We start from the raw sequence: 25,180 nt of genomic DNA on the forward strand, positions 1-25,180 counted from the left end.
GTCATTCCCTACCTTTCCCCATAAAGCGAATACGCCGTTAAATATCTGCCTGTTCCGGTTCTTCAATCACTTCTTCACTGAAATCGCACTGCGTGCATTGATGGCGAACCCCATTGCGATTGCGCTTCTCGACAAGCATGCTGCTGCACTCCGGACAAGGCTTTCCTGTCGGTTTATCCCATGATACATAATCACAGCCGGGATATTGGTCACAGCCGTAGAATACGCGCCCTTTCTTGCTGCGCCGCTCGATGATCTTGCCTTCCGCACACTTCGGACATGGAACGCCGATATCTTTGACGATCGGCTTCGTGTTGCGGCAATCAGGGAACCCGGAGCAAGCAAGAAACTTACCGAAGCGACCCATCTTGTACACCATATGACTGCCGCACTTCTCACATGTCTCATCGGAGATTTCATCTTGAATTTCGATCTCCTTCATTTCTTCCTCGGCCACTTCAAGGCGTTTCTCGAACGACTCGTAGAAGTTCCCGAGTACGCGAACCCAATCTTCCTTGCCATCCTCGACATGGTCAAGATCGGCCTCCATATGGGCGGTGAACTCCGTATCGAGAATCTCCGGGAAAAATTCCTCCATCAGCTGCACGACAAGCTCGCCCAGCTCCGTTGGGAAAAATTTCTTCTCCTCTATGGCCACGTAGCCGCGCTTCTGGATGGTCTCCAGCGTAGGCGCATACGTACTTGGACGGCCAATTCCGACTTCCTCCATCGTACGAACCAAGCGCGCTTCCGTAAATCGGGGAGGCGGCTGCGTGAAATGCTGCTTCGGCTCGACGGACTCCGGTTTGGCGATATTCCCGACCGCAAGAGGCGGCAAAAACTTCTCGTCCTCCGTCGTTCCGTCATCATTGCCTTCCACATAAATTTTCATGAAGCCATGAAATTTCACTTTAGAGCCGACTGCCCGGAACGTAGCCGTTCCGACTGTCAGATCCACCGTCATCGTATCGAGAACAGCCGAGGACATTTGACTTGCCACAAACCGCTCCCATACAAGCTTATATAGCCGGAATTGATCCCGACTCAAAAAGGATTTCATCGATTCCGGATCCCTCAGGACGGACGTTGGGCGAATCGCTTCATGCGCATCCTGCGCATTGCTGTTCTTCTTCGCATATACGCGCGGCTGCTCGGGAACGAATGCCGCTCCGTATTTCTCCTCGATGTAACCTTTAGCCTCATCCTGCGCGACTTGAGAAATCCGTGTGGAATCCGTACGCATATAGGTAATGAGACCGACCGTTCCTTCTTTACCGAGATCCACACCCTCATAGAGCTGCTGGGCCACGGACATCGTCTTGGAAGCACGATAACCAAGCTTACGCGCAGCTTCCTGCTGCAAAGAGCTCGTAATGAACGGTGCGGCCGGATTGCGAAGGCGCTCTTTCTCCCTAACGTCGGCAACGGTGAAGGAGTCTGAGCCCATTCCCTTCAGCACTTCCTGTACGTCCTGCTCGGTGCCGAGGTCCCGCTTCTCGCCGTTCATCCCGTAAAACTTCGCTTCGAACGATGCGTTTTCATGCTTCAGCTGCGCGGTGATGGTCCAGTATTCCTCCGGAATAAACGCATCGATCTCATTCTCGCGATCCATGATCAGCTTAACGGCAACCGACTGAACGCGTCCTGCGGATAAGCCCTTCTTAACCTTCTTCCACAAGAGGGGACTTATCTTATACCCGACGAGCCGGTCCAGAATTCGCCGCGCTTGCTGGGCGTTGACCAGATCCGCATTGATCGGGCGCGGAGATTTGAACGCATCCTTCACGGCTTGCTTCGTTATTTCATTGAATACGACTCGGCAGGGCTCTGTTTCATCGATTTCCAAGTAATGAGCAAGATGCCACGCAATCGCTTCCCCTTCGCGATCCGGGTCAGCCGCGAGGTACACTTTTTTCACTTTCTTGCTCGCATCCTTCAATTCCTTCAGAACGCTGCCTTTACCTCGAATGGTTATATATTTAGGTTGAAAATTGTTTTCAACCTCGACGCCAATTTGACTTTTCGGTAAATCGCGAATATGACCCATCGATGCCTTGACAATAAACTTGCTGCCTAGGTATTTCCCGATCGTCTTCGCCTTTGCCGGTGATTCTACGATGACTAATGAATCCGCCGCCATATATGCGTCCTCCTCTCTGTTGCTATGCTTACGTTACGCTGTATATAGAACCCGGGTGCTGTTCAATCTTCCGTTTTATAGTTAAATTTATCAGAACGGAATGCAAAAGTCCAAACGGAAGCGACGAGAGCTCGTGAAGTTCGTCGGTCGACCGCGGTTGATCCAGCAGCAGCCGGTACAAAAGCTCCTCATCCTGGGTAAGCGGATCCTCAGTTGACGGCTTCTTTTCTTGCTTGTTCTCCAGCAAGCTGGACAGCCACATAAATTCTTCCATAATATGCTCCACATCGGATATAAGCTTCGCACCGCTCTCCCGAATAAGTTTATTCGTTCCTGCGCTCTTCGGGGAGGACACCGGGCCGGGAACGGCGAATACCTCGCGGTTCATCTCCAGCGCCTGATCCGCCGTTATTAACGAACCGCTGCGCTCCGCCGCCTCCACTACAACCGTACCAATCGAGAGCCCCGCAATAATCCGGTTTCGCAGGGGAAACAGTCCGGGATGGAACGCGGTGCCAAGCGGCACTTCCGAGAGAATCAAGCCCTGCTCGGAAAGCGTTCTGTACAACCCGCGGTTCTCAGGGGGGTAGACGACGTTAATCGGCGTACCCAAGACTGCTACAGTCCCTCCCTCGCCGCGCAGCGCGCCTTCGTGAGCAACGCTGTCAATCCCTCTCGCTAATCCGCTCACAACAGTGATACATCGCTTAGAGAGCCCTTCTGACAAGTCTGAAGTGATCTTCCGGCCATAGGCAGTAGGTCCTCTTGTACCTACGATGGCCATACAGATACCAGAGAGCAGCTCTATGCGTCCGATCGCATAAAGCACCCAAGGCGGCTGAGGTATATAGCGAAGCATCTCCGGGTACGTGGAATCATACCGGGTAATAACCGTTATTCCAAGCTTATTCATCTTCTCATCGCGTTTCCCGATATCCATGAATCGCAGAGACTGCGCAGCAGCTGCCGCCTGTTCCGGCCGAAAGCCGACCAAGCGCCATTCGTTAGGCTCGTAGCGAAGATAAGAAGACCAATCGCCATAATCAACCGCTTTGTTAATGGCATGCCAACCGATTCCGGCTGTCTCATGCAGGGTAATCAATATTTCGCGAATCAAGCTTTCTTGGATGTGTTTCTTCATTATATTAGACACGTCCCCTCGATGGGCGCACCTGATATCCTTCTCCTATTGTGCTTGACAAGGATTCAGAATGCAAGCCGCACTCAAAATGTTGATAAAAAAAAGCAACCTCTCGGCCCCAATAAGTTGGGAAACGAAAGGTTGCTTACCTTTAGTGAAGAGCTATTCAATTGAATCCGGCGAAGCTCAGTGCGTTTTGCACTTTTCGAGCAGGCCTTGCTTCTCAAGAACACGAACAAGTGTCGAGCCCATTTCGGAAGGCGTCGGCGCTACTTCAATGCCGCATGATTCCAGCGTCGCGATTTTCTCAGCAGCTGTTCCTTTACCGCCTGAGATAATAGCGCCCGCATGGCCCATACGCTTGCCCGGAGGCGCCGTTGCGCCGCCGATAAAGCCGACAACCGGCTTCTTCATGTTTGCTTTGACCCACTCCGCTGCTTCTTCCTCTGCGGAGCCGCCAATTTCGCCGATCATGATAACCGCGTAGGTATCCGGATCTTCATTGAACATATTCAAGATGTCGATGAACTCGGAGCCTTTAACAGGGTCGCCGCCGATACCGACAGCAGACGATTGTCCGATGCCGCGTGTAGACAGCTGATGAACGGCTTCATACGTCAGCGTACCGCTGCGGGAAACAACGCCCACATGGCCCTTCGTATGAATATAGCCCGGCATGATGCCGATTTTGCATTCGCCTGGCGTAATAACGCCTGGGCAGTTCGGACCGATCAGGCGAGTTTTACGGCCTTCCAGATAACGGCTGACCTTCACCATATCCAGAACGGGAATGCCTTCCGTGATACAGATCGCGAGCTCAAGCTCGGCATCGACCGCTTCCATAATCGCGTCTGCAGCGAATGCCGGCGGTACGTAGATGACAGAAGCCGTGGCGCCTGTTGCTTTTACCGCTTCAGCAACCGTATTGAAGACCGGCAGAGAAACCGTTTCGCCATTCTCGAGCACGATATCCACGTTCGTACCGCCTTTGCCCGGCGACGTTCCTCCGACCATCTGAGTACCGTAATCCAAGGCTCCTTTGGCGTGGAACAGAGCTGTTTTACCCGTAATGCCTTGTGTGATGACTTTAGTATCTTTTCCTACCAAAATACTCATCTCAGAAACTCACATCCCCTATATGAATTCGTGTGCCGCTAAGCGTATGTTCGTTGATATGTGAAGAAGTTACTTCACGAGCGCGACGATTTTTTGTGCACCGTCTGCCATGGAGTCAGCGGCCACGATGTTCAATCCGGATTCGTTAAGCATCTTCTTGCCTAGCTCAACATTCGTGCCTTCCAGGCGCACGACGAGCGGACGGTCAAGGCCCAGCTCTTTCGCAGCTGCGATGACACCATCGGCAATAACGTCACAACGCATAATGCCGCCGAAAATATTGACGAAAATCCCTTTAACCTTCTCATCGGAGAGAATGATTTTGAAGGCTTCCGTAACCTTCTCTTTCGTAGCACCGCCCCCTACGTCGAGGAAGTTAGCCGGGTCGCCGCCATAATATTTGATAATATCCATCGTCGCCATCGCCAGACCGGCTCCGTTAACCATACAGCCAATATTACCGTCAAGGGCGATGTAGCTCAGGTCGAACTTCGACGCTTGGATTTCTTTATCGTCTTCTTCATCGAGGTCGCGCAGCGCTACGATGTCTTTATGACGATAGAGCGCATTGGAATCGAAGTTCAGCTTGGCGTCAAGCGCCATAACTTGTCCATCGCCGGTTACGACGAGCGGATTGATTTCGGCAATAGAGCAATCCTTCTCCACGAAAGCCGTATACAGGGAAACCATGAAGCTTGCCGCTTTGTTTACCAGCTCATTCGGGATTTTGATTGCAAATGCCAATTTTCTAGCTTGAAACGGAAGAAGACCTACTACCGGATCAATAACTTCTTTGAAGATTTTTTCCGGCGAATGCTCGGCAACCTCTTCAATTTCCGTTCCGCCCTCTTCCGAAGCCATCATAACAACACGGCCTGTTACACGGTCAACGACGATACCGATGTAGTACTCTTTCTTAATGTCGCAGCCTTGCTCGATCAGCAGGCGCTTCACTTCTTTGCCTTCCGGACCCGTTTGGTGGGTGACGAGTGTCTTACCGAGAATTTCTTCGGCGTATGTACGCACCTCGTCCAAATTTTTAGCGATTTTCACGCCGCCCGCTTTACCGCGGCCGCCTGCATGAATTTGCGCTTTAACGACGACAACCTTCGTGCCCAGTGTTTGAGCCGCTTCTACTGCTTCGTCAACAGTAAAGGCTACTTTCCCTTCGGGAACAATAACACCATACTGCTTGAGCACTTCTTTGCCTTGATACTCATGGATATTCATGAACGAAAATCCTCCTATCCGCAGTCAAATCCTACGTGTGTGAACACAAACCGTAACCATTGTAACATACTTGTGCTACTTTTCCGCAGAAATACTTCTTCCTTTTTGATATGGGTTTCATCTCAATTTGAGATTGAATTTTGCTAATCCATCTCTTTACAGTGAACTATCAACCTATTGTTATCGAAAGGGCTTCAAGCCAACATGTAGTATATCCAAACATTAGAAATTTATTGCTTCTTGGCATCGGCGCGTGATTGAATCGTCCCTAAGCAAGCATTGACAGACTCTCCAAGGCCGTACTATGATGACATTAATTAGTAATAAACGGATCTGTGAGGAAGCACCTTCATCCGAATGACGATGGAGGTGTTTTTTGTTGTATACGCGTCTTTGCAGCGGTAGTGTCTATGGCGTCGAAGGAAGATTGATTGCAGTGGAAGCCGATATCGCCAGTGGGCTGCCCCAGGTGAATGTGGTTGGGTTACCTGATCCGGCGGTGAGGGAGTCTGTCGAACGGGTCCGCGCTGCAGTTAAAAATTGCGGATTCGCGTTTCCACTGGAACGAATTACGATCAATCTGGCTCCTGCGGATTTGCGCAAGGAAGGAACGGCCTTCGATCTTGCGATTGCATCGGCCATTCTTGCGGCCAGCGGGCAGCTCAAGCCGGATCCGTTTCAAGATACGCTCGTGCTCGGCGAGCTAGCTCTGAATGGGGAAATTCGGTCGATACCAGGCGTACTGGCTATGGTGGAGCAGGCCAAGCTGACGGGAATGAAGCGCGTGCTGCTGCCGCAAGGCAATGCCGTGGAGGCTTCCTTCATCGATAACATGGAGCTGTACGCCGTATCGCATCTTCGTCAGCTAGCTGATTGCAATCAATCGGATTCGGGATGGGATTCCTTGCGGTATTGCCCAGGATCAGACCCGCTTCTCGCGGAAGGAAGCGACAGCTCCTTCCCTCATGGTGATTACGGCGACGTGCTCGGACAGCATCATGCCAAGCGGGCGCTGCTCATTGCAGCCGCCGGTAATCATAATGTGCTGCTTTCCGGTCCTCCCGGCACAGGAAAAACCATGCTTGCCCGCCGTCTTCCGGGCATCATGCCTCTCCTCGACGAGGAGGAAGCGCTCCAGGTTACGAAAATATACAGCTCCGCCGGCAAGCTCCCCTACGGCGTCGCATCGCTCATGAAGGAACGTCCTTTCCGGACACCCCATCACACGATATCGCCCGCAGGACTTATCGGCGGCGGCTCTATACCGCGCCCCGGCGAAGTCACGTTAGCGCATCGGGGGGTGCTGTTTCTCGACGAGTTCCCCGAATTTTCTCGTGCGGCTCTTGAAGTGCTCCGACAGCCCCTGGAGGATCGTGAAGTAACGATCGCCCGCTCCCGGGCCGTTTTTCGCTTCCCCGCTCATTTTGTACTCGCCGCATCCATGAATCCCTGCATGTGCGGTTATTTGGGTCATGATACGCCTGATCAACGCTGCCAATGCAGCTCATCTCAAATTGCACGATACCGTGCCAAAATATCGGGCCCTCTGCTGGACCGGATCGACATGCACATCGAGGTTCCCCGCCCCGGCTCCATCGCCGGTCTCAAGCCTGGCTTGAACTCTGCGGAGATGCGCACGATCGTCAAGGCCGCCCATCAGCGGCAGCGGGCTCGTCATCATGATAACGGCGGCAGCCCTATCGCCGATTTGGCAGGCGCATCCCTAAGGCGGGCAGTCTCGCTGACGTCCGAAGCGGAGTTACTGCTGCGGACGGCGTTCGATTCCCTTGGGGTCAGCTTGCGCGCCCATGACCGGATTCTTAAGCTGGCGCGGACGATAGCCGACATTGAACAGGTTGACCCGGTCGAAGCGCATCACATCGCCGAGGCGATCGGGTACCGTAGTCTGGACCGGCAGCTTCATACGATTAACGGTTAAGCAATATTTCGAGCCATTCGACATTAAGGCTGTTCAGAATCTATTACGGGACCTAACGTATTTAATCTGATAAAGAACCTTCTTTTCCACACGATTGTGGGTTGGAAGGTTCTCATGAAATTTCCATACGCTTGGTTTTCTCGCTCGGGTCTGCATTCCTGGACAGCTCTTGTTATTACCGTTTCCATTGGTCAGTTTTCTTCAGACGCTATGACACACGTTCTGCAAATACAAACCTTGCCTCGCATCTCTTCTGGAATTCGTTTAATGAGTTCTGCCGGGATCTTTGTGTGAAAACACCAGCAATCGCCTGTCTTGCCGCTGCATGCATTCTTCAAACCGCACAAGGGGCAATGCTGTTCGTCAATGTAAATGGTCTTTGTCATCAACCTATACATCCTCCCAACCTTCGAAGATGCCCGCCGCTGCCAAAGTGATTATTACCGAAGGCGTCGTCACTTCGATTGATACTAAACATCTTGGAACTAATTTCATAAACTGTTGTCACGCCATCAGCGATCTTATCTCCATCGTTTAGCAGCATTTGGATCACCATGTACATCGAAGCTCCCCTCCCCTCCATTGCGGTCTCGAGCCTGGCATGAACTCTACTTATTGTCAGCACCGAGGTAAAAAAGCCGATCACTCGATAAATGAACGAGGATCGGCTTTACAAGCCATTCGCTAAAAAGCACCTTGAATATGGTGATAGTCTACGATTTCACTAGACATGCGCTCGATCGTGATTGCAATGACGTCGAATCGGACGGATGCTCCCCGATACTTGAACGCTTGCAAATAAACCTCTGCCGTCGCACGGACCTGCCGCTGTTTTCGCGGGTCGACCGACTCAAGAGCCGTCCCGAAGCGCCCCCCTGAAGTTCGGGTACGCACTTCAATGAATACAAGGATTCCTTGCCCTTCCGCAATAATATCGAGCTCTCCCGACCGGCAGCGCCAATTGCGCTGCAGAATAACGTAGCCTTCATCTTCCAGCTTCTGGGCGGCGTACGCCTCGCCCAACAAACCCGTGGCACGCCGGAGATCCGACTTGCCGGATGACGATGATGGATTCACGATTCTATGCCACCCGCCTTCTTGTCCGAACGGTAGACGAAGCTTAGTATTTCTGCGACAAGCAAGTACAGCTCCTGTGGTATTTCCTGGTCAACATCCAGCTTGGATAGTACTTCGACCAGCGAGCTGTCCTGTTGAATAGGGACACCGTTCTCTGCCGCTTTCTCCAGAATCGCTTCAGCCAATCTGCCGCGGCCTTTGGCAACGACGACGGGAGCGCTTTGCTCGCCAGGCTCATATTTTAGAGCAACGGCCTTTTTCTGCGGATAACCAGCCTTTGCTGCGTTTTCTTGGCTGCCATGCTGATCATTCATACGCGGAAATCGACTCCTTTATACGGCTTAGCGGACCATTCCGCCGGTGCCCCGCCATGGACGGCCGTTTGTGCAGCCGTTGATCCTGCTGCCTCCCGATCAGGCAGCGGAGTCGAACGAAGCGTCAGAAGCTGATAGCCCGCTTGACGAAGCGCTTCGGTCATCTCCACTCGTGATGACTCCATCAGCTCAGGCATCGCCGGGTGGTTGTTCCACAAATTCAAACTGACAATTTTATCAACAACCTGGACATCGACGATAGTGCTCCCCAGTGACTTCATCGTCAAATCGAACAGCAAACGGCAGTTATCGGGATCCAGCTCGCCCTTGCTGCCACGACGGGTCTGAATATGAACAGAAGCCGTTTGCCCGCCATCCGGGCCTTGCATAGGGATAAACATCGTTACATGGGTAAACGGCGAACCATTCCGCTCCTGCGAGAGCATCAGCTGCTGTCCCGTTATTTGCTGCACGAGCTGCTGTGCCGTCTCCTTGAGTGAGGGCGGTATATCATCGCTTGCGGCCAAGGACATTAGAACGCTTTTCAACGTATCTGCACTCACTTTTGCCGGATCGGGCATAGAGCTGTTCTCCAGCGCGACGCCAACTTGCGGAATAGGAGCGGACATCACGGTATGCGCTTGAATACGTTCGCCCTGCGCTCCGCCCCCGGCACCTCTATCACTTGATGCAGTGGAATTCGACGTCCCTGCAGGAAACTGCGCTTGCGTTCTCGACTCTGCCGCATTCGTTTTCCCGCTATCCGCATCGCTTGATTTATCGGCTTGTGTTCCGGAGCTTAGAACGGATTGAGCCAACAAGCGCTCATGGTCGACGCCTAGCCATTTCATAAGGCCGTTGATCCAATTAGACGAACCATTAGCAGTTCTGCTGGCTCCTCCGCCCGATGATGGAGTGTCTGAGCTTGCGGCCGCTGCTCCGGCGGCCGCAGCAACTGAGGCCGTGTTCGACGATTGTGCTGCGAATGGGCGTGTAGACTCTCCGACAGCCGGTGCTCCATTCCCTTGCTTGGCTGCGGCGCTTGCAATCCCGGCTGCTGAATTTGCGGCTGCACTAGGCCCGGCAGCGGTCGTTAGAGACGCCCCTGCACTGCCTACAGCTGCTCCAGCACCAGAAGTGGGAGCTGCCCCCAGAGAAGCTCCAGCGCCTTGCCCTGAGACTATTCCTCCCGTCTGGGCAGACGCCGGGCTCCCTGCTGTTCCGGTAACCGGTACAGCCTGGCCAGACGCTGCATTACGCATGATTGCAGCTCCCTCGCCAAATAGTGCTAAGGCACGCGACACCAATGCCTGTGAAGCGGTATTCGTTCCGCCCGTAGAACCCCCGCCGCCATCGGAAGTAGAACCACGCCATGCGCTAAGCCCTTGCTCTAACGATTCCATCAGCTTATGGGCCGGTGGACCTGACAGAGCCTGACGGATCGCGCCAATGACTGCTTCCGTCATCGGCAAGCCTCGTTTCACCGCAACCGCGGCAGCCTGCATATACGTCTGCGCATCAACGCCTGGCGGCTTTGCTGCAACCGCTTGTTGAAACTGCGTGCTCAGCTCGCGCGTCAAAGTCAGGCCTTCCCGTCGAAGCTCGCGGACAAGATCGCCGGCCCACTTCTGATCGGGAAGCCCGAGAGCCTTTAACCATTCCATCAAGCGTTCCGGCGGCATAGCGCCAGCCTGCTGATCCACCATCTTTAAAACCAGCTGCCCGCCCGCGGATTGCGGCTGGACCTGCAGAAGGGTAGACTGGCCTGCCTGCAGGAGCGTTTCCAGTTTAGCCCGGACCTGTGTTCCATTGATTTGAACGATCGCCTCTTGATTATCCATCATCTGCACGATCGTACCCCGAACGATTTGCCCGACCTTCAGTTCCAACGCCTTTCCGTCCGCCGCCTGTGCATCCCCGAGCAAACCGCGCATCAGCTGTCCGATATTCATTACGCCGTCGCTCCCTTCCTCAACCTGACTGCTGGAAATACAATAATTTAGTTCGTGTTCATGTCCCGAACGATCCACTGACTATAGCTTTATTATCGGCTTGAAGCCCGATTCCGTTAACCTTTAATCGCCGTCCACTTGAGCAGCCTTCTCTTATGAACAAAAAAGCCGGTTAAGCCTCCCGCGCATATCCCTCGCAGTTCCGCTTAACCGGCCATTCGTCTCGTTCACATTCACAATCGCTAACCTAGTCGAAACGGCTTGCGCTGCCCTGCGGCTGCAGGATTGTGATGTATTAATTTCATATGATTAAAATAATAGCTGCTGCTCTATCTGCAGCTTACCAAGAAACGATTGCCGATGCATCGGGCTTGGCCCGTATTCAAGCAGCTTCTCCCGGTGCAGCTTCGTTGCATACCCTTTATGTATAGCAATACCGTATTCGGGATATAGAGCATCCCACTCGCCTGCGCACAGCCAATCCCTCGTTACCTTGGCGACGATGGAAGCCGCAGCGATGGACTGGCTCAGCGCATCGCCCTTAATGATCGCTAGCTGCGGGATCGGGCTGTCTACCTTCTCCGCATCGACCAATAAATAATCGGGCTGAACTGCAAGCGATAAGACAGCCTGCTTCATGGCTAACCGAGCGGCTTGCTTGATGTTAATTTCATCGACCTTCCTGGCATCAACTCGGGCAGCGGACCATGCTGTTGCCTCGGATAAGATGACCTCGTACAGCAGCTCCCGCTTTTTCTCCGATAGCTTCTTCGAGTCGTTAATGCCCTCGATCTCCAGACCTTCCGGCAAAATAACAGCTGCCGCCACCACGTCACCGAACAGGCAGCCGCGCCCGACCTCATCGATACCCGCGATCAGGCGGCAGCCCTGCTCCCATAACGGTCTTTCATAGGATAGCATTCCGCGTCTCCCCCATTCCCGCGGTCACTAGATACCACTTCTGCTTACTTGACTGACTATATCATCATATCCGGCGTCTCTAACGTAATTCGGCCCAGCTTACCGGCACGCAGCTCACGCAGAATAATGCCTGACGCCTTCTCCAGATCCACGCGTCCACCGCTGACCAAGCATCCCCGCTTGCGTCCGATATCTTCCATGATACGTACAATTTCGTCCGCATCCTCCAGATCGCTAGGCGGCTTGTCCAAGCCAAATCGCTCAGCTATGGTTGGCCAGTAGCGATGGGCCAGCTCTTTGACTGCGAAGAACGCAATATCCTCAACGTTCAGGATCTGCTCCTTTATCGCACCTGTCATAGCAAGCCGGTGCCCCACAAGCTGGTCCTCGAATTTCGGCCAGAGTATGCCTGGTGTGTCGAGAAGCTCCATGTCCTTACCGACCTTAATCCACTGCTGTCCCTTCGTGACGCCGGGCCGGTCTCCGGTCTCCGCTATGCTGCGGCCTGCAAGCCGGTTAATAAGTGTGGATTTGCCGACATTCGGTATCCCGACAATGAGGCCCCGAATCGCCCGGGGATTCATCCCCTTCGCGATTTGACGAGCGATTTTCTCATGTAAAATCTGTTTCGCCATAACCGGAATTTCATTCACCTTAGTTCCTGTAGAGGAATCAACAGCTACGCTGACATGTCCGGCAGCTTTGAAGGCGGCTATCCACTGTTCCGTTGTTTTGGAATCCGCCAAATCGGCCTTATTCAAAACAATGAGCCGCGGCTTGTCCAGTAAAATCTCGTCAACCATCGGGTTACGGCTTGAAAGCGGGATCCGGGCATCCAGAAGCTCGATCGCAATATCGATCAGTTTCAGCTTCTCCTGAATTTGCCGCCTTGCTCTGGTCATATGACCAGGAAACCATTGAATGCTCATGCTGCGTTCCACCTCATCCGTGTTTGACCAATTTAACCTGATTCAACGGCCAGAAAATAACGTCCGCCCGGCCAATGATCCGGTCGAAAGGCACATAACCAATATCTCGTCCGTCCCTGCTGTTCCGGCGATTATCCCCAAAGGCGAGGACCATGCCCTCCGGAACGACATCCGACTGCACCTTCGCGTTCGGGAAATTTTTATCATAACCGCCGCTGTTGAAGATTTCGCCGCGGGCTTTGGCCGCCTCGATCGATTCCTTCAAGTAAGGCTCCTCGACCTTCTTGCCGTTTATGTATAAATTATCCCCTTCATATTTTACTTTATCACCGGGAACACCGATAACCCGTTTGATGAAGTCGCGCCCTTCCTCCGGCACTTCGAAGACGATCACTTCACCATGCTTCGGATCGCGGAAGTCGAAGAGCAGCTTGTTCACAATGAGACGTTCACCTGTATAAAAATTCGGCTCCATCGAGGGCCCGTCGACAATAAACGGAGCAAACAATAACCACCGAATAACAAATACGAGCAGCGCTGCAATCGCAAGCGCCTTCACCCATTCGAAAACTTCTTTCTGCGCTTTGCCCCCGCCCGGCTTTGCTGGTCCGCCCTGCTTCTCCGGCAAATCGCCGCCTTCCGTTTGCGGATCGGTCTCTATTGTCAGTTCCGAGTGATTCTTCGGTTCATCCTTACGACCTTGCTGATCCATCAATTCCACCCTTTTCTATACCGTATGAATAACCCGTATAAAAAACGAAAAGGGACTTGTTTGCGCAAGCCCCTCTTGTCGTTCATTAGCGACGAATCTCTTTAATTCTAGCTGCCTTACCGCGAAGATTGCGAAGATAGTACAGTTTCGCACGACGGACTTTACCGCGGCGAGTCACTTCAATCTTCTCCAGCTTAGGCGAATGTAACGGGAACGTTCTTTCCACGCCAACACCGTACGAAATTTTACGAACTGTAAAAGTTTCGCTGATGCCGCCGCCGCGACGCTTGATCACAACGCCTTCGAAAAGCTGAATCCGTTCGCGGGTACCCTCGATAACTTTAACGTGTACCTTGAGCGTGTCCCCTGGACGGAAGTTCGGCAAACCTGTGCGCAGCTGTTCTCGCGTAATCGTTTGTAGTAAATTCATCTTTGACTCACTCCTTCCACACAGGCGTTCATATCAACTCACCGGCTCCCTATTGAACCGGGTCATAGTGGTATAGCGGACCGCCCGACTTTACAAAAGCAACACCAGCAATTTTACCACACGGAGAGACATAATACAATCCTAAATTGCTGGATTACTGATAATCTAGCAGATAGATTACTCGGATTTGGTCTTGTCCCTCATCTGCTCCAGCCAAGCCCGTTCTTTGGCTGTCAGCTCGGCGGATTCCAGAAGATCCGGACGGCGGTTCAAGGTACGAAGCAGCGATTGTTCACGCCGCCATGCTGCGACGTGAGCATGATGGCCGGACAGGAGCACCTCCGGCACCTCCCAATCGCGAAATACAGCCGGGCGCGTATAATGCGGATGCTCCAACAGTCCCGTGCTGTAGGAGTCCGTGATCGCCGACGTTTCATTGCCCAGCACGCCGGGCAGCAGCCGTACGACGCTGTCAATGACGGTCATGGCAGGCAGCTCCCCGCCAGTGAGTACATAGTCACCGATAGACAGCTCATCCGTCACGAGATGTTCCCGTATCCGCTCGTCATACCCTTCATAATGCCCGCACAAAAACACGAGATGCTCCTCACCGGCGAGCTCCTCCGCTTTACGCTGGCTGTACGTCTCCCCTTGCGGACACATCAGGATAACCCTCGGGGGAGCTCCATCCTCCGGCACCAAGTCCTCCACCGCGGCAAACAGCGGCTCCGGCTTAAGCACCATACCGCCGCCTCCGCCATAGGGATAGTCATCGACCGTATTATGCTTATTATTCGCAAATTCACGAAAATTAACCGCATTCAGTTGGACGATTCCTTTGTCGCGTGCTTTTCCGAGAATGCTTGAACGGAAAACGCCGTCGAACATCTCCGGAAACAGCGTTAATACATCGATTCTCATCGGTTAGATCAGCCCTTCCATCAACCGGACCGTAACCATCTTCTCCTCGACATCCACATGCAGAACAACCTCATCGATAACGGGAATAAGCACCTGCTTACCCTTCTTGGCTTCCACAACCCATACATCATTCGCGCCAGGACTCAATATTTCTGTGATCGTCCCAAGCTCTGCGCCTTCGTCCGTGACGACGCGGCAGCCGATAATTTCGAAGTAATAGTACTCGCCTTCGTCCAATTCCACGCGATTATCCTTCGAAACCTTGAGCATCCAGCCCTTGTACTTTTCGACATCATTAATGTTGTCGAAGCCTTTGAGCTTAAGGATATACATGTTTTTATGTTCGCGTGCGCTCTGTACCTCAACCTCAAGCTGCTGCTTCAGCTCCTCATTCTCCATCAGCAGGGTGTTCCCGGCTACGAAGCGTTCTTCCGGAAAATCGGTCTGCGACACCACCTTCAGCTCGCCGCGTATTCCGTGTGTATTCACAACCTTGCCGACTTTAAGCCACTCGTGCTCCATGTATGATTAACCCCCTTCTATATGCTTTTCTTCCATCGAAAAAGGGCTAGGACACATATCCTAGCCCTGCTTCGATGTACGATCGCTACGAAATAATGTCGACCATGACGCGTTTATCCGATTTAACAGCCGCCGAAGAGACGACCGTCCGGAGTGCTTTCGCAATCCGACCCTGCTTGCCGATCACCTTGCCGACATCGGTTTGGTGAACGGTAAGCTGGTAAACGGTGCCGCGATCGTCTTCTTTCACGTCGACGCGCACATCCTCGGGGTGATCCACTAAAGCCTTAGCTATGACAAGAATCAATTCTTTCATTTCAAGGCCCTCCGCTAAAGAAATTGTTATTTCTGAAGCTTCAGTTCATGGAACTTCGTCATGATGCCTGCTTGGGAAAGCAGGTTGCGAACAGTGTCGGAAGCTTGAGCTCCATCTTGAAGCCATTTCAATGCTTTCTCTTCATCGATGTTCACTAGAGCCGGTTGAGCAACCGGGTTATAAGTGCCGATTTCTTCGATGAACCGACCGTCACGCGGGGAACGGGAGTCAGATACAACAACGCGGTAGAACGGCGCTTTGTGTGCACCCATCCGTTTCAAACGAATACGTACTGCCATGATAATTCACCTCCTTCAAAATTTACTCAACGAATAGCAATATCGTCCCTGCAAACGAATTTATGCTTATGCCGGTCAAAACGGGAATTTCATTCCCTTGCCGAGCATGCCCTTCAAGCCCTTCATACCGCCCTTGGGACCCTTCGGACCCATCATCGAAGAGAACTGCTTCATCATCTTGCGCATATCGTCAAACTGCTTGATGAGCCGGTTCACTTCCGCGACAGAGGTTCCGCTGCCGGTTGCAATCCGTTTGCGGCGGCTATGGTTCAGAATTTCAGGCTTCCGCTTCTCATCCTTCGTCATCGATTTCACAATCGCTTCGACGCGGGTGATCTGCTTTTCGTCCACCTTCATATTCTTCATGTCCTTCATCTTGCCCATGCCCGGGAGCATATCCATCAGCTGATCGATCGGGCCGAGCTTGCGCACCTGCTCCATCTGCTCGAGGAAATCCTCGAACGTAAACTCTGCCGTGCGCATCTTGCGCTCCATCTCTGCCGCCTTGTCCGCATCAATGCTCGACTGTGCTTTCTCGATCAGCGAGAGCATATCGCCCATACCGAGAATACGCGAAGCCATGCGTTCCGGATGGAATGGCTCCAGCGGTTCGATCTTCTCGCCCGTAGCAGCAAATTTAATCGGACAGCCGGTTACGGCCTTGACCGATAACGCTGCGCCGCCGCGCGTGTCGCCATCCAGCTTCGTCAAGACGACGCCGGTCAGCTCCAGCTGGCCGTGGAAGCTTTCGGCCACGTTAACCGCCTCTTGACCCGTCATCGCATCAACAACAAGCAGCACTTCATCGGGCTTCGCCACATCATGGATTTGCCGCAGCTCTTCCATAAGCGCCTCATCGATGTGAAGCCGTCCCGCTGTATCAATAATGACGTAATCGTTACCGTTCTCCTTCGCATGCTGGAGACCGCTGCGTGCGATATCGACCGGTGAGGTCTGGTCGCCTAGCGTAAAGACTGGCGCGCCGATCTGCTCGCCAAGCACCTGAAGCTGCTTAATGGCGGCTGGCCGGTAGATATCGCAAGCCACGAGCAGTGGACGGTGGTTATCCTTGAGCAGCATCTTGGCCAGCTTGCCGGAAGATGTCGTCTTACCTGCGCCCTGCAAGCCCGCCATCAGAATGACGGTCGGAGGCTTGTTCGACTTGGCAAGCTTGCTCTGCGTGCCGCCCATCAGCTCCGTCAGCTCTTTATTGACGATATCGATGATGACCATGCCCGGCGTAAAGCTCTTCATCGTTTCTTGGCCGATCGCACGTTCTTTCACCTTGGCGATGAAATCCTTAACGACTTTAAAGTTGACGTCGGCTTCCAGCAATGCAAGCCGAACCTCGCGCATCGCTTCGTTAACGTCGTCCTCCGACACCTTGCCTTTGCCTCTCAGCTTGCCGAATACGTTCTGCAGCCGGTTTGTCAATCCTTCAAACGCCATGATCGTCACCTCCTATGAAACTCAACCTAATTTGCTTGTTTCTAAGATTCCGTGCGGAAGCCGATCGCTTCCATATCCCGCAGACCCTGCGCGATCTCATTCAGCTTAGGGCCGAATGATTCGTTATGGGCTGCTGCAGCGCATGCTTCGAGCTCTCCGATCCACTTCGCGGCTGCTTCGTGCTTCGCAAGCAGCCTAAGCTTCGCCTCATAGCCTTCTAGCATGGAATCCGCCCGTTTAATATGTTCGTATACCGCCTGTCGGCTAACCTCGAATTCAGCAGCAATTTCCCCAAGCGAATAATCATCGTGAAAATAATATTTAAAGAACGTCCGCTGCTTCTCAGTGAGCAGCGATTCGTAAAAATCGAACAGCATGTTAATTCGGTTCGTCTTCGCTAGGGCATCGGATTCATGTACTGTCACCGCGCAACCCCTTCCGTCAAGGGAAATCCCTTTACACCTTAACCACTTCGTCTATAATAGCTCAGCGGATATCCCCTGTCAAGTTATTTCCCTTGTCACCGAAACAAGCTACTCTTCCGCTGCTTCCGACTCTTCGGAAGATTGGATTAGTCCTGCGAATAGAGCATGAACAAATTGCTCGGAATCGAATTCCTGGAGATCATCCATCTTTTCGCCCAGACCTACGAATTTGACGGGCAAGTTCAGCTCATTGCGGATCGCAATGACAATGCCGCCCTTGGCGGTCCCGTCCAGCTTCGTCAATACAAGTCCGGTCACGCCGCTCTTCTCGCCGAACAGCTTGGCCTGGCTGAGTGCATTCTGGCCCGTCGTCGCATCAAGTACAAGCAGCACCTCATGCGGTGCGCTTGGCACTTCGCGCTGAATGACACGGAAAATCTTGTTCAGCTCTTCCATCAAATTCGCTTTATTCTGCAGGCGGCCCGCCGTGTCGCACAGCAGAACGTCGACATTTCGCTGCTTGGCTGCTTGCACGGCATCGAACATAACGGCTGCCGGATCTGCACCCGTCCCCTGCTTGATGACCTCTACGCCAACCCGCTGCCCCCAAACCTCGAGCTGCTCGACCGCGCCAGCCCGGAATGTATCGCCCGCAGCCAGCATAACCTTCTTGCCTTCGCTTTTGAATTTATGGGCGAGCTTCCCGATCGTCGTGGTTTTCCCGACGCCGTTCACGCCGACAAAGAGAATAACCGTCATGCCGCTATCAGCCATACGAAGCTGCTTGTCCCCTTCACCCTTCAGCAAGCCGACCAGCTTCTCAGATAGAATCGGCTGCAGTTCCGCAGCGCTTTCGATTTTACGCTTCTTCACTTCAGCGCGAAGCTCATCGATAAGGTTCATCACCGTATTCACGCCTACATCGGCGCCGATTAGAATCTCCTCCAGCTCCTCGAAGAACGCTTCATCAATTTTTTTGCGGCGCGTGATCAGCTCCTCGACCTTCTCGACGAACGCCGTCCGGGTTTTGGTAAGCCCCTCTTTAAACTTGTTGGTAACCGCCTCGGTCTTCTGTGAAATGCTTTCCTTCAACTTCTTGAAAAAACTCAAGCGCTATCCCTCCATCCCTCTATTCGCAAAAGCCGGAGGCGAGCGGAAAACAGCTCGGCACCGGCTTTCTTGTGCGATTCTCTACCGGCATCGCCTTAAGCGGATACCTGGTCTTCTTCTTCAAGCCGCACGGACACCAGCTTGGAAACGCCGCCTTCTTCCATGGTGACCCCATACAGGACGTCCGCTTCCTCCATCGTGCCCTTGCGGTGTGTAACGACGATGAACTGCGTAAGCTCCGAAAACTCACGGAGGTATTGTGCAAATCGGGCGACGTTCGCTTCGTCCAGCGCCGCTTCAACTTCATCGAGAACGCAGAACGGAACCGGCTTTACCTGCAGTATGGCAAACAACAAGGCGATTGCGGTCAGCGCCCGCTCCCCGCCGGACAGAAGCTGAAGGTTCTGCAGCTTCTTGCCTGGCGGTTGTGCGACGATATCAATTCCGCTCTCAAGCACGCGATCGGGTTCGACCATCACAAGATCAGCGCGGCCGCCTCCGAACAGCTTGGAGAAGACGACGGCGAAGTGGCCGCGTATCGATTCGAAGGTGGAGCTGAAGCGCTTGGACATCTCATCGTCCATCTCACGAATGACTTGATACAGCGTCGTCTTCGCGTCAATCAGATCATTCTTCTGTTCACTCAGGAAGTTGTAACGTTCCTTGACCCGCTCATACTCTTCGATCGCTCCAAGGTTGACCTCGCCAAGCGAGGAGATGCTTCGTTTCAAATCACGAACTTCATTCTGCGTTGCCAGCACATCCTCTGGAACCGGATAGCGCTCCTTGGCCAGCTCGAAGCTCAGCTCATATTCTTCGCTCAGCTTGCGGAGCAGGTTGTCCAGCTCCACGTCGAGACGGTTCGCGGCGATTTCAGTCTGGCGAAGCTGGTCTTCCACAGCCCGCAGCTGCGCCCGCTGTTCCTTCGTCTCGCTCTCCCCATGCTCCAGATCCCGTATCATATCCGCGCGCTCCGACCGCTTAAGGTCAGTTTGCTCCGAGCAGGCCGACTTCTGCAGCCGCAGCTGGTTGAGCTGTTCGATCTGTCGCACGCTTTCTTCCGCATGCTGGGAAGCGTCTTCCTCCTGCCTCGCCAGCATATCACGCAGACCGGCTAATTCCTGCTTGGCGCGGCCAACGTCGGAGCGTACGCGAGAAGCCTGGTCCTCGAATGATTGCTTCTCCTGATCGGTCTTGGCGACCGCGATTTTCAAATCGGTTAATTGCTCTTGAAGCTGTTCCTTTGCCGTTTCACTTGCTTTACGGTGATCTTCAGCGCCCCGTATCGCTTCTTGCAGCTTGGCCTCTTCATATGTCTTCTCATCCAGCCGCTTTGCAGCGTCTGCTGCCGCAGCCTTCAACTGCTCGCGCTCCGCCTTTTGGCCTTCATGATCCAGCTCGTACACCTGACGCTGCTCATCCAGATGCCTCCGCTCATTATCGAGCTGCTGCAGTTCCGCGCGGAGATGCTGCTCTTCGATCCGGAATTGTTCCCCTTGGCTGCGAAGTTCATCTATATTCTGGCTTCGGATCGACTGTTCTTTGCGAAGATCTCCGATTTTGTCGCGCAGCGTGACGAGCTGCATGTCGGTCGATTTAATATCGCCGTCCAGCTGCTCGATTTGGCGCTGCCTCCCCAGCAGGTTTGCCCCTTTCTTCTGAAGGCTGCCCCCGGTCATCGAACCGCCCGCGTTGACGACATCGCCTTCCAGCGTTACGATGCGGAAGCGATATTGACATTTGGCCGCGATCCGGTTCGCCTGCTCCAGATTCTCCGCAATCAGCACGTTGCCAAGAAGGTTATCGACGATCGAGCTGTACCTGGACTCACTCGAGACAAGCTCGGCTGCCACACCGACGAAGCCTTCAATAGATGCGATCGTGCGTTTGTCATGCTCGGGAATGCTGCGTCCGCGAATAACATCCAGCGGCAGGAACGTTGCCCGGCCGAGCTGGCGCTGCTTCAGGAACGCGATGGCTGTTCGAGCGCTTCTCTCATCATTCATCACGATATGCTGCAGCGCACCGCCAAGCGCGGTTTCAACCGCGAGCTCCAGTCGCTCAGGAACGCGAATGAGCTCTGCTACGGCCCCATGAACCCCTTCTAGACCGCCGGAAGAACGGCGCGATGCCTTCAGCACCTCGCGTACCCCCTGCATAAACCCGTCCAGATCATCCTGCATTTCTTTCATCGTATCGCGGCGGGAACGAAGCGCTTCTAGCTTCTGCTCCCATTTGCGCGCAGCGGCTTGCGCTTCTTCAAGCAGCTTCTGACCCGCCTGCTGACGCTCGCCTTCGCTTATGTATTTGTTGCGCGCCGCGGTAATCGCATCCAACGTCTCGTTCAGTCGCTGCTGAAGCTCTGCGCGTCTTGCGCTCAGCTTCGCGTGCTGCTCCTGCCACTTCGTCTGTTCATCGCCGAGGCGTTCCATACGACGTTGAATTGCTTCTTCCTGCTGGTTGGCGTACCGAATTTCATTGCGCAGCTGCGCCATGGCGCTCAGCACATCAAGCAGCTCACTCTTCAATGACTCCACAGCATCGCCCGATACCGAAGCAGTCGTACCGAGCAGCTGCGCTTCCTCTTGGAGAAGGCGATCCCGCAGCTTAGATAATTCACCTTCCAACGTGGCCGCTTTGACGCGAAACTCGGCCTCTTCTTTGGCCAGAGCAGTGATGCGTTCCGTCTGAGCAGCCAGAGAAGCCTCCAGCTGTGCGCGATTCTGCTCCAAATTACGCTTTCGTTCCTTGAGGACTTCACCGTAGCCTTCGCATTTCTCATATTCTTCACTGTACTGAAGCATCGCTTCATGAAGACGGTCCAGCGACTCCTCCAGCTCCCTCAGCCTCAACCGGTCTTTCTCGAGCAATGCATCATGCTTGCTGACAACCGTAGTCAGTGCGAGCTGGTCCTCATTCAGCTTCTTCAATTTCTCGCTAGCTTCGGTCCAAGAGGCGTGTACACTTTGAATATTGTGCACGTACATCGAAATTTCCGACGTTTTCAACCGTTCCTTCAGCTGCTTGAAATGGATGGCCTTCTCCGACTGCACGCGAAGCGGCTCTACTTGATCTTCCAGCTCCGATACCAAATCGTGAATCCGAAGCAAATTTTGTTCCGTCTCCTCGAGCTTCTTCTGCGCCTCACGCTTACGCGACTTGTACTTCACAATGCCGGAAGCTTCCTCGAAAATACCGCGGCGATCTTCTGAACGCGTACTTAAAATCTCTTCAATCCGGCCTTGTCCAATAATGGAATAGGCTTCTTTCCCGATGCCCGTATCCATGAACAGCTCCGTTATATCTCTCAGCCTGCACGGCTGCTTATTAATCATATACTCGCTGTCGCCGCTGCGATGTACGCGACGGGTAACCGTGACCTCGTTATACTCTAACGGAAGGGCATTGTCGCTATTATCCAGGGTCAGCGAAACTTCACCGATATTGACCGCTTTGCGCCCGTCGCTTCCGGCGAATATAATATCCTCCATCTTGCCGCCGCGCAGGCTCTTCGCACTCTGCTCACCGAGCACCCAGCGGATACTGTCGCTAATATTGCTCTTTCCACTGCCGTTCGGACCTACGACCGCCGTTATTCCACGGACGAATTCAAGCTCCGTCTTATCGGCGAAAGATTTGAAACCTGCAAGTTCTATCCTTTTCAGGAACATAAATTAACCTTCACCTCAACGCTTATTGTACCATACTTAACCGAAAAGGACATGTCGAAATCTCTTCAATCCCTTGCTCCGACAGCGTTAATCCGCCCTTCTCCCTTCCTGGACAGATGAATTCTCCAACCTGTTCACGACGCAAAAAATCCCGGTCTGCAAACCGCATACCAGGATTCATCATTAATGCTTTCCGCGCTCGTCCAGTAACTTACGCCAGGCCTCCGCAGCTGCTTGCTGCTCTGCTTCCTTCTTCGTCCGGCCGACTCCGGTACCATAGATGCGATCACCGATCTGTACTTCCGCAACGAACTCACGGTCATGCGCTGGACCGCGTTCCTCGGCAATCCGATATTCGATGACGCCAAGATTATTGTGCTGTGCGCGCTCTTGAAGCGTCGATTTGAAATCCTTCACAAGCAGTCCGCCGTCACTATCGATATGCGGAAACATGTGCTGGCCCAAAAAAGTTCGCACGGTTTCAAGGCCCTGATCCAAATAGATCGCCCCGACGAAGGATTCGAAGAGGTCAGCTAGCAGAGCTTGGCGCTGCCGGCCTCCCAATTGTTCTTCGCCGCGGCCCAGCAATACATGTGCACCGAGATCGATAATTTCCGCAAAACGCGCAAGAGATGGTTCACAGACGATGGATGCTCTCATTCGGGTCAACTGGCCTTCCGGCCGTTCAGGGAACGTACGATACAGAAATTCTGAAACCGTCAGCTGCAGAACGGCATCGCCGAGAAATTCAAGTCGTTCGTTATGCTCGGCGTTGCTCTGCCGGTGTTCATTCACATATGAGGTGTGAGTGAACGCTTGCCGGAGCAGACGCGGCTTCCGGAAGCGGAGCTGCAGACGCTGCTGAAGCTCCTCAAACCGTTCATGCTTCATATTTCTTCATCACGATCGTCGCGTTGTGACCGCCGAAACCGAACGAATTGGATAGCGCGATGCGAACATCGCTTGGACGTGCTTTGTTCGGTACATAGTCTAGATCGCATTCCGGATCTTGATTATCCAAGTTAATCGTCGGCGGAATGATGCCGTTCTGGAGCGTCAGGCCAATAATGACCCCTTCTACGCCGCCGGCTGCGCCAAGCAGATGACCTGTCATCGATTTGGTCGAGCTGACCGCAAGCTTATAGGCATGGTCGCCGAAGGCTTTCTTGATGGCGGACGTTTCGGACTTGTCGCCAATTCCAGTCGAGGTGCCATGTGCGTTAATATAATCAATCGCCGTCGGCTCGAGTCCGGCATCCTTCAAGGCGCGCGTCATGCAGCGTGCAGCACCGTCCGGATCGGGGTCGGTCATATGGAAGGCATCCCCGCTCATTCCATAACCGATCACTTCGGCATAGATATGGGCGCCACGCTTCTGAGCATGCTCAAGCGACTCAAGAATGAGAACGCCAGAGCCCTCGCCCATGACGAAGCCATCGCGCTCCGTATCATACGGGCGGCTCGCTTTCTCAGGGGCATCATTGCGTGTCGACATCGCGCGCATCGCGCAGAATCCAGCAAGGCCGGTAGGGCGTATCGTAGCCTCTGCACCGCCGCAGATCATCACATCGGCATCGCCGCGTTGAATCAATTTGTATGAATCACCTATGGAGTGCGTACCAGTCGCACATGCTGTAACAGCCGTGCTGTTCGGGCCTTTAGCACCGGTTAACATCGACACTTGGCCGGAGCCCATATTCGCGATCATCATGGGTATAAAGAAAGGACTCACACGCTTAGGACCTCGATCGAGCAAGATATTATGCTGGTCCTCCCACGTACCCAAGCCGCCGATCCCCGAACCGATCATGACGCCGACGCGTTCTGCGTCTACATCCTTTCCGATTTCGAGCTTGGCATCCTTGACAGCAGCTAGGCTTGCCACGGAGGCAAACTGAACGAAACGGTCCATACGGCGCGCTTCCTTCTTGTCAATGCCGTAATCCTCAAGATTGAAATTTTTGATCTCTGCTGCGATCTGCGTCGGATATTCCGACACATCGAACGCTTCTATGCGAGACACACCTGATTTACCTGCCATCAAGTTGCCCCAAAACTGGTCGATCTCGGAGCCAAGCGAAGTCATGACCCCCATGCCTGTTACAACGACTCTTTGCTTCATTCTCTTCACCTCTGATGGACAACTTTTATAACCTAATAATCATCTATAAAAACGCGAATGCGTCTGCTTCATTCATAAAAAAATGTGTCTATGCGCAAGACAGATGGAGAGAAGTCCCGTCGATTAACGGGACTCATCATCCTTAGGTATGAGATTGTATGTAGTTTACTACTTCTCCCACACTTGTAATTTTCTCTGCATCTTCATCAGAGATCTCCAAATCGAATTCGTCTTCAAGCTCCATGACGAGTTCGACGACATCGAGAGAATCTGCACCAAGGTCGTCTTTAAACGACGCTTCGATCGTGACCTCAGATTCTTCCACGCCAAGGCGGTCCACAACGATGCGCTTAACACGTTCCAAAACATCGGACATCCGGTTCACCTCCTCCTATGGTATTATACGAGAATCGCGGACAAATTGCCACATATCCGCAACGTTCG

24 protein-coding genes are annotated in these 25,180 nt (G+C 53.3%); 1 reads left to right on the forward strand and 23 read right to left on the reverse strand.

Annotated elements, in window-relative coordinates:
* Positions 1-37: 37 nt before the first annotated feature.
* The 4 genes from topA to sucC all read right to left on the reverse strand — a co-directional run bounded on the left by topA (position 38) and on the right by sucC (position 5,627).
* Positions 38-2,140: a type I DNA topoisomerase gene (topA, locus tag NNL21_RS04335; protein WP_204816197.1), complete on the reverse strand. Its 2,103-nt coding sequence runs from the start codon at positions 2,138-2,140 to the stop codon at positions 38-40.
* Positions 2,141-2,168: 28 nt separating this feature from the next.
* Entirely contained in the window at positions 2,169-3,281 is a 1,113-nt protein-coding gene (gene dprA, locus NNL21_RS04340) for a DNA-processing protein DprA (RefSeq protein WP_204816198.1), read from the reverse strand.
* A 186-nt stretch (positions 3,282-3,467) separates the two neighbouring features.
* Positions 3,468-4,397, reverse strand: coding sequence for a succinate--CoA ligase subunit alpha (gene sucD / locus NNL21_RS04345; RefSeq protein WP_204816199.1), 930 nt, complete (start codon positions 4,395-4,397; stop codon positions 3,468-3,470).
* A gap of 69 nt (positions 4,398-4,466) precedes the next feature.
* Positions 4,467-5,627, reverse strand: a complete 1,161-nt coding sequence (gene sucC / locus NNL21_RS04350) for an ADP-forming succinate--CoA ligase subunit beta (protein WP_204816200.1) — start codon at positions 5,625-5,627, stop codon at positions 4,467-4,469.
* A 379-nt stretch (positions 5,628-6,006) separates the two neighbouring features.
* On the opposite strand from sucC, the gene NNL21_RS04355 reads away from it, so the two are divergent.
* Positions 6,007-7,566 (forward strand): YifB family Mg chelatase-like AAA ATPase, encoded by a 1,560-nt coding sequence (locus tag NNL21_RS04355; protein WP_204816201.1) that lies wholly within the window; start codon positions 6,007-6,009, stop codon positions 7,564-7,566.
* 191 nt (positions 7,567-7,757) lie between these two features.
* On the opposite strand, the gene NNL21_RS36735 is transcribed toward NNL21_RS04355, so the two are convergent.
* The 19 genes from NNL21_RS36735 to acpP form a co-directional block, all read right to left on the reverse strand.
* On the reverse strand, positions 7,758-7,964 hold the full coding sequence (locus tag NNL21_RS36735) for a cysteine-rich CWC family protein (RefSeq protein ID WP_373567520.1): 207 nt from the start codon (positions 7,962-7,964) through the stop codon (positions 7,758-7,760).
* Positions 7,965-8,250: 286 nt separating this feature from the next.
* A complete protein-coding gene (locus tag NNL21_RS04360; protein ID WP_204816203.1) occupies positions 8,251-8,643 on the reverse strand; it encodes a YraN family protein in 393 nt (130 codons plus the stop codon).
* Positions 8,640-8,957: an EscU/YscU/HrcU family type III secretion system export apparatus switch protein gene (locus NNL21_RS04365; protein ID WP_204816204.1), complete on the reverse strand. Its 318-nt coding sequence runs from the start codon at positions 8,955-8,957 to the stop codon at positions 8,640-8,642. The genes NNL21_RS04360 and NNL21_RS04365 overlap by 4 nt, the downstream gene beginning before the upstream one ends.
* Positions 8,954-10,909 carry a TP0910 N-terminal domain-containing protein gene (locus NNL21_RS04370; protein WP_204816205.1) on the reverse strand — a complete coding sequence of 652 codons (1,956 nt, stop codon included), beginning with the start codon at positions 10,907-10,909 and terminating at the stop codon, positions 8,954-8,956. The genes NNL21_RS04365 and NNL21_RS04370 overlap by 4 nt, the downstream gene beginning before the upstream one ends.
* A 309-nt stretch (positions 10,910-11,218) precedes the next feature.
* Positions 11,219-11,830 carry a ribonuclease HII gene (gene rnhB / locus NNL21_RS04375; RefSeq protein WP_204816206.1) on the reverse strand — a complete coding sequence of 204 codons (612 nt, stop codon included), beginning with the start codon at positions 11,828-11,830 and terminating at the stop codon, positions 11,219-11,221.
* A 56-nt stretch (positions 11,831-11,886) separates the two neighbouring features.
* Entirely contained in the window at positions 11,887-12,759 is an 873-nt protein-coding gene (gene ylqF, locus NNL21_RS04380; RefSeq protein WP_204816207.1) for a ribosome biogenesis GTPase YlqF, read from the reverse strand.
* A gap of 13 nt (positions 12,760-12,772) precedes the next feature.
* Positions 12,773-13,471, reverse strand: a complete 699-nt coding sequence (gene lepB, locus NNL21_RS04385; protein ID WP_204816208.1) for a signal peptidase I — start codon at positions 13,469-13,471, stop codon at positions 12,773-12,775.
* Between the two features lie 85 nt (positions 13,472-13,556).
* Entirely contained in the window at positions 13,557-13,901 is a 345-nt protein-coding gene (gene rplS / locus NNL21_RS04390; protein WP_204816209.1) for a 50S ribosomal protein L19, read from the reverse strand.
* Between the two features lie 177 nt (positions 13,902-14,078).
* Positions 14,079-14,822 (reverse strand): tRNA (guanosine(37)-N1)-methyltransferase TrmD, encoded by a 744-nt coding sequence (trmD, locus tag NNL21_RS04395; RefSeq protein ID WP_204816210.1) that lies wholly within the window; start codon positions 14,820-14,822, stop codon positions 14,079-14,081.
* A gap of 3 nt (positions 14,823-14,825) precedes the next feature.
* A complete protein-coding gene (gene rimM, locus NNL21_RS04400) occupies positions 14,826-15,344 on the reverse strand; it encodes a ribosome maturation factor RimM (protein ID WP_204816211.1) in 519 nt (172 codons plus the stop codon).
* 85 nt (positions 15,345-15,429) lie between these two features.
* Positions 15,430-15,660 (reverse strand): KH domain-containing protein, encoded by a 231-nt coding sequence (locus NNL21_RS04405; protein WP_204816212.1) that lies wholly within the window; start codon positions 15,658-15,660, stop codon positions 15,430-15,432.
* A gap of 26 nt (positions 15,661-15,686) precedes the next feature.
* Positions 15,687-15,959 (reverse strand): 30S ribosomal protein S16, encoded by a 273-nt coding sequence (gene rpsP, locus NNL21_RS04410; protein WP_204816213.1) that lies wholly within the window; start codon positions 15,957-15,959, stop codon positions 15,687-15,689.
* A 75-nt stretch (positions 15,960-16,034) separates the two neighbouring features.
* The gene (gene ffh / locus NNL21_RS04415) at positions 16,035-17,408 is read right to left on the reverse strand and encodes a signal recognition particle protein (protein WP_204816214.1); all 1,374 of its coding nucleotides are present in this window, start codon (positions 17,406-17,408) and stop codon (positions 16,035-16,037) included.
* A gap of 41 nt (positions 17,409-17,449) precedes the next feature.
* Positions 17,450-17,785, reverse strand: coding sequence for a YlxM family DNA-binding protein (gene ylxM / locus NNL21_RS04420; protein WP_373567533.1), 336 nt, complete (start codon positions 17,783-17,785; stop codon positions 17,450-17,452).
* 156 nt (positions 17,786-17,941) lie between these two features.
* Positions 17,942-18,943, reverse strand: coding sequence for a signal recognition particle-docking protein FtsY (gene ftsY / locus NNL21_RS04425; RefSeq protein WP_204816216.1), 1,002 nt, complete (start codon positions 18,941-18,943; stop codon positions 17,942-17,944).
* 95 nt (positions 18,944-19,038) lie between these two features.
* Positions 19,039-22,614 (reverse strand): chromosome segregation protein SMC, encoded by a 3,576-nt coding sequence (smc, locus tag NNL21_RS04430; RefSeq protein WP_204816217.1) that lies wholly within the window; start codon positions 22,612-22,614, stop codon positions 19,039-19,041.
* Positions 22,615-22,797: 183 nt separating this feature from the next.
* Complete coding sequence (gene rnc / locus NNL21_RS04435; RefSeq protein ID WP_204816218.1) at positions 22,798-23,505, reverse strand: ribonuclease III; 708 nt, start codon at positions 23,503-23,505, stop codon at positions 22,798-22,800.
* Positions 23,495-24,736 carry a beta-ketoacyl-ACP synthase II gene (fabF, locus tag NNL21_RS04440; protein ID WP_204816219.1) on the reverse strand — a complete coding sequence of 414 codons (1,242 nt, stop codon included), beginning with the start codon at positions 24,734-24,736 and terminating at the stop codon, positions 23,495-23,497. Before fabF ends, rnc begins: the two co-directional genes overlap by 11 nt.
* Before the next feature lie 142 nt (positions 24,737-24,878).
* A complete protein-coding gene (gene acpP / locus NNL21_RS04445; protein WP_204816220.1) occupies positions 24,879-25,112 on the reverse strand; it encodes an acyl carrier protein in 234 nt (77 codons plus the stop codon).
* Positions 25,113-25,180 lie beyond the last annotated feature (68 nt).

The organism is Paenibacillus mendelii (genome assembly GCF_024498075.1).
Taxonomy (GTDB): domain Bacteria; phylum Bacillota; class Bacilli; order Paenibacillales; family Paenibacillaceae; genus Paenibacillus_Z; species Paenibacillus_Z mendelii.

Bases quoted from the DNA above. Each gene is read 5' to 3' on its own strand.
- topA (WP_204816197.1), bottom strand. From the start codon at position 2,140: ATGGCGGCGGATTCATTAGTCATCGTAGAATCACCGGCAAAGGCGAAG.
- dprA (WP_204816198.1), bottom strand. From the start codon at position 3,281: ATGAAGAAACACATCCAAGAAAGCTTGATTCGCGAAATATTGATTACC.
- sucD (WP_204816199.1), bottom strand. From the start codon at position 4,397: ATGAGTATTTTGGTAGGAAAAGATACTAAAGTCATCACACAAGGCATT.
- sucC (WP_204816200.1), bottom strand. From the start codon at position 5,627: ATGAATATCCATGAGTATCAAGGCAAAGAAGTGCTCAAGCAGTATGGT.
- NNL21_RS36735 (WP_373567520.1), bottom strand. From the start codon at position 7,964: ATGTATAGGTTGATGACAAAGACCATTTACATTGACGAACAGCATTGC.
- NNL21_RS04365 (WP_204816204.1), bottom strand. From the start codon at position 8,957: ATGAATGATCAGCATGGCAGCCAAGAAAACGCAGCAAAGGCTGGTTAT.
- NNL21_RS04370 (WP_204816205.1), bottom strand. From the start codon at position 10,909: ATGAATATCGGACAGCTGATGCGCGGTTTGCTCGGGGATGCACAGGCG.
- rnhB (WP_204816206.1), bottom strand. From the start codon at position 11,830: ATGCTATCCTATGAAAGACCGTTATGGGAGCAGGGCTGCCGCCTGATC.
- ylqF (WP_204816207.1), bottom strand. From the start codon at position 12,759: ATGAGCATTCAATGGTTTCCTGGTCATATGACCAGAGCAAGGCGGCAA.
- lepB (WP_204816208.1), bottom strand. From the start codon at position 13,471: ATGGATCAGCAAGGTCGTAAGGATGAACCGAAGAATCACTCGGAACTG.
- rplS (WP_204816209.1), bottom strand. From the start codon at position 13,901: ATGAATTTACTACAAACGATTACGCGAGAACAGCTGCGCACAGGTTTG.
- trmD (WP_204816210.1), bottom strand. From the start codon at position 14,822: ATGAGAATCGATGTATTAACGCTGTTTCCGGAGATGTTCGACGGCGTT.
- rimM (WP_204816211.1), bottom strand. From the start codon at position 15,344: ATGGAGCACGAGTGGCTTAAAGTCGGCAAGGTTGTGAATACACACGGA.
- NNL21_RS04405 (WP_204816212.1), bottom strand. From the start codon at position 15,660: ATGAAAGAATTGATTCTTGTCATAGCTAAGGCTTTAGTGGATCACCCC.
- rpsP (WP_204816213.1), bottom strand. From the start codon at position 15,959: ATGGCAGTACGTATTCGTTTGAAACGGATGGGTGCACACAAAGCGCCG.
- ffh (WP_204816214.1), bottom strand. From the start codon at position 17,408: ATGGCGTTTGAAGGATTGACAAACCGGCTGCAGAACGTATTCGGCAAG.
- ylxM (WP_373567533.1), bottom strand. From the start codon at position 17,785: ATGCTGTTCGATTTTTACGAATCGCTGCTCACTGAGAAGCAGCGGACG.
- smc (WP_204816217.1), bottom strand. From the start codon at position 22,614: ATGTTCCTGAAAAGGATAGAACTTGCAGGTTTCAAATCTTTCGCCGAT.
- rnc (WP_204816218.1), bottom strand. From the start codon at position 23,505: ATGAAGCATGAACGGTTTGAGGAGCTTCAGCAGCGTCTGCAGCTCCGC.
- fabF (WP_204816219.1), bottom strand. From the start codon at position 24,736: ATGAAGCAAAGAGTCGTTGTAACAGGCATGGGGGTCATGACTTCGCTT.
- acpP (WP_204816220.1), bottom strand. From the start codon at position 25,112: ATGTCCGATGTTTTGGAACGTGTTAAGCGCATCGTTGTGGACCGCCTT.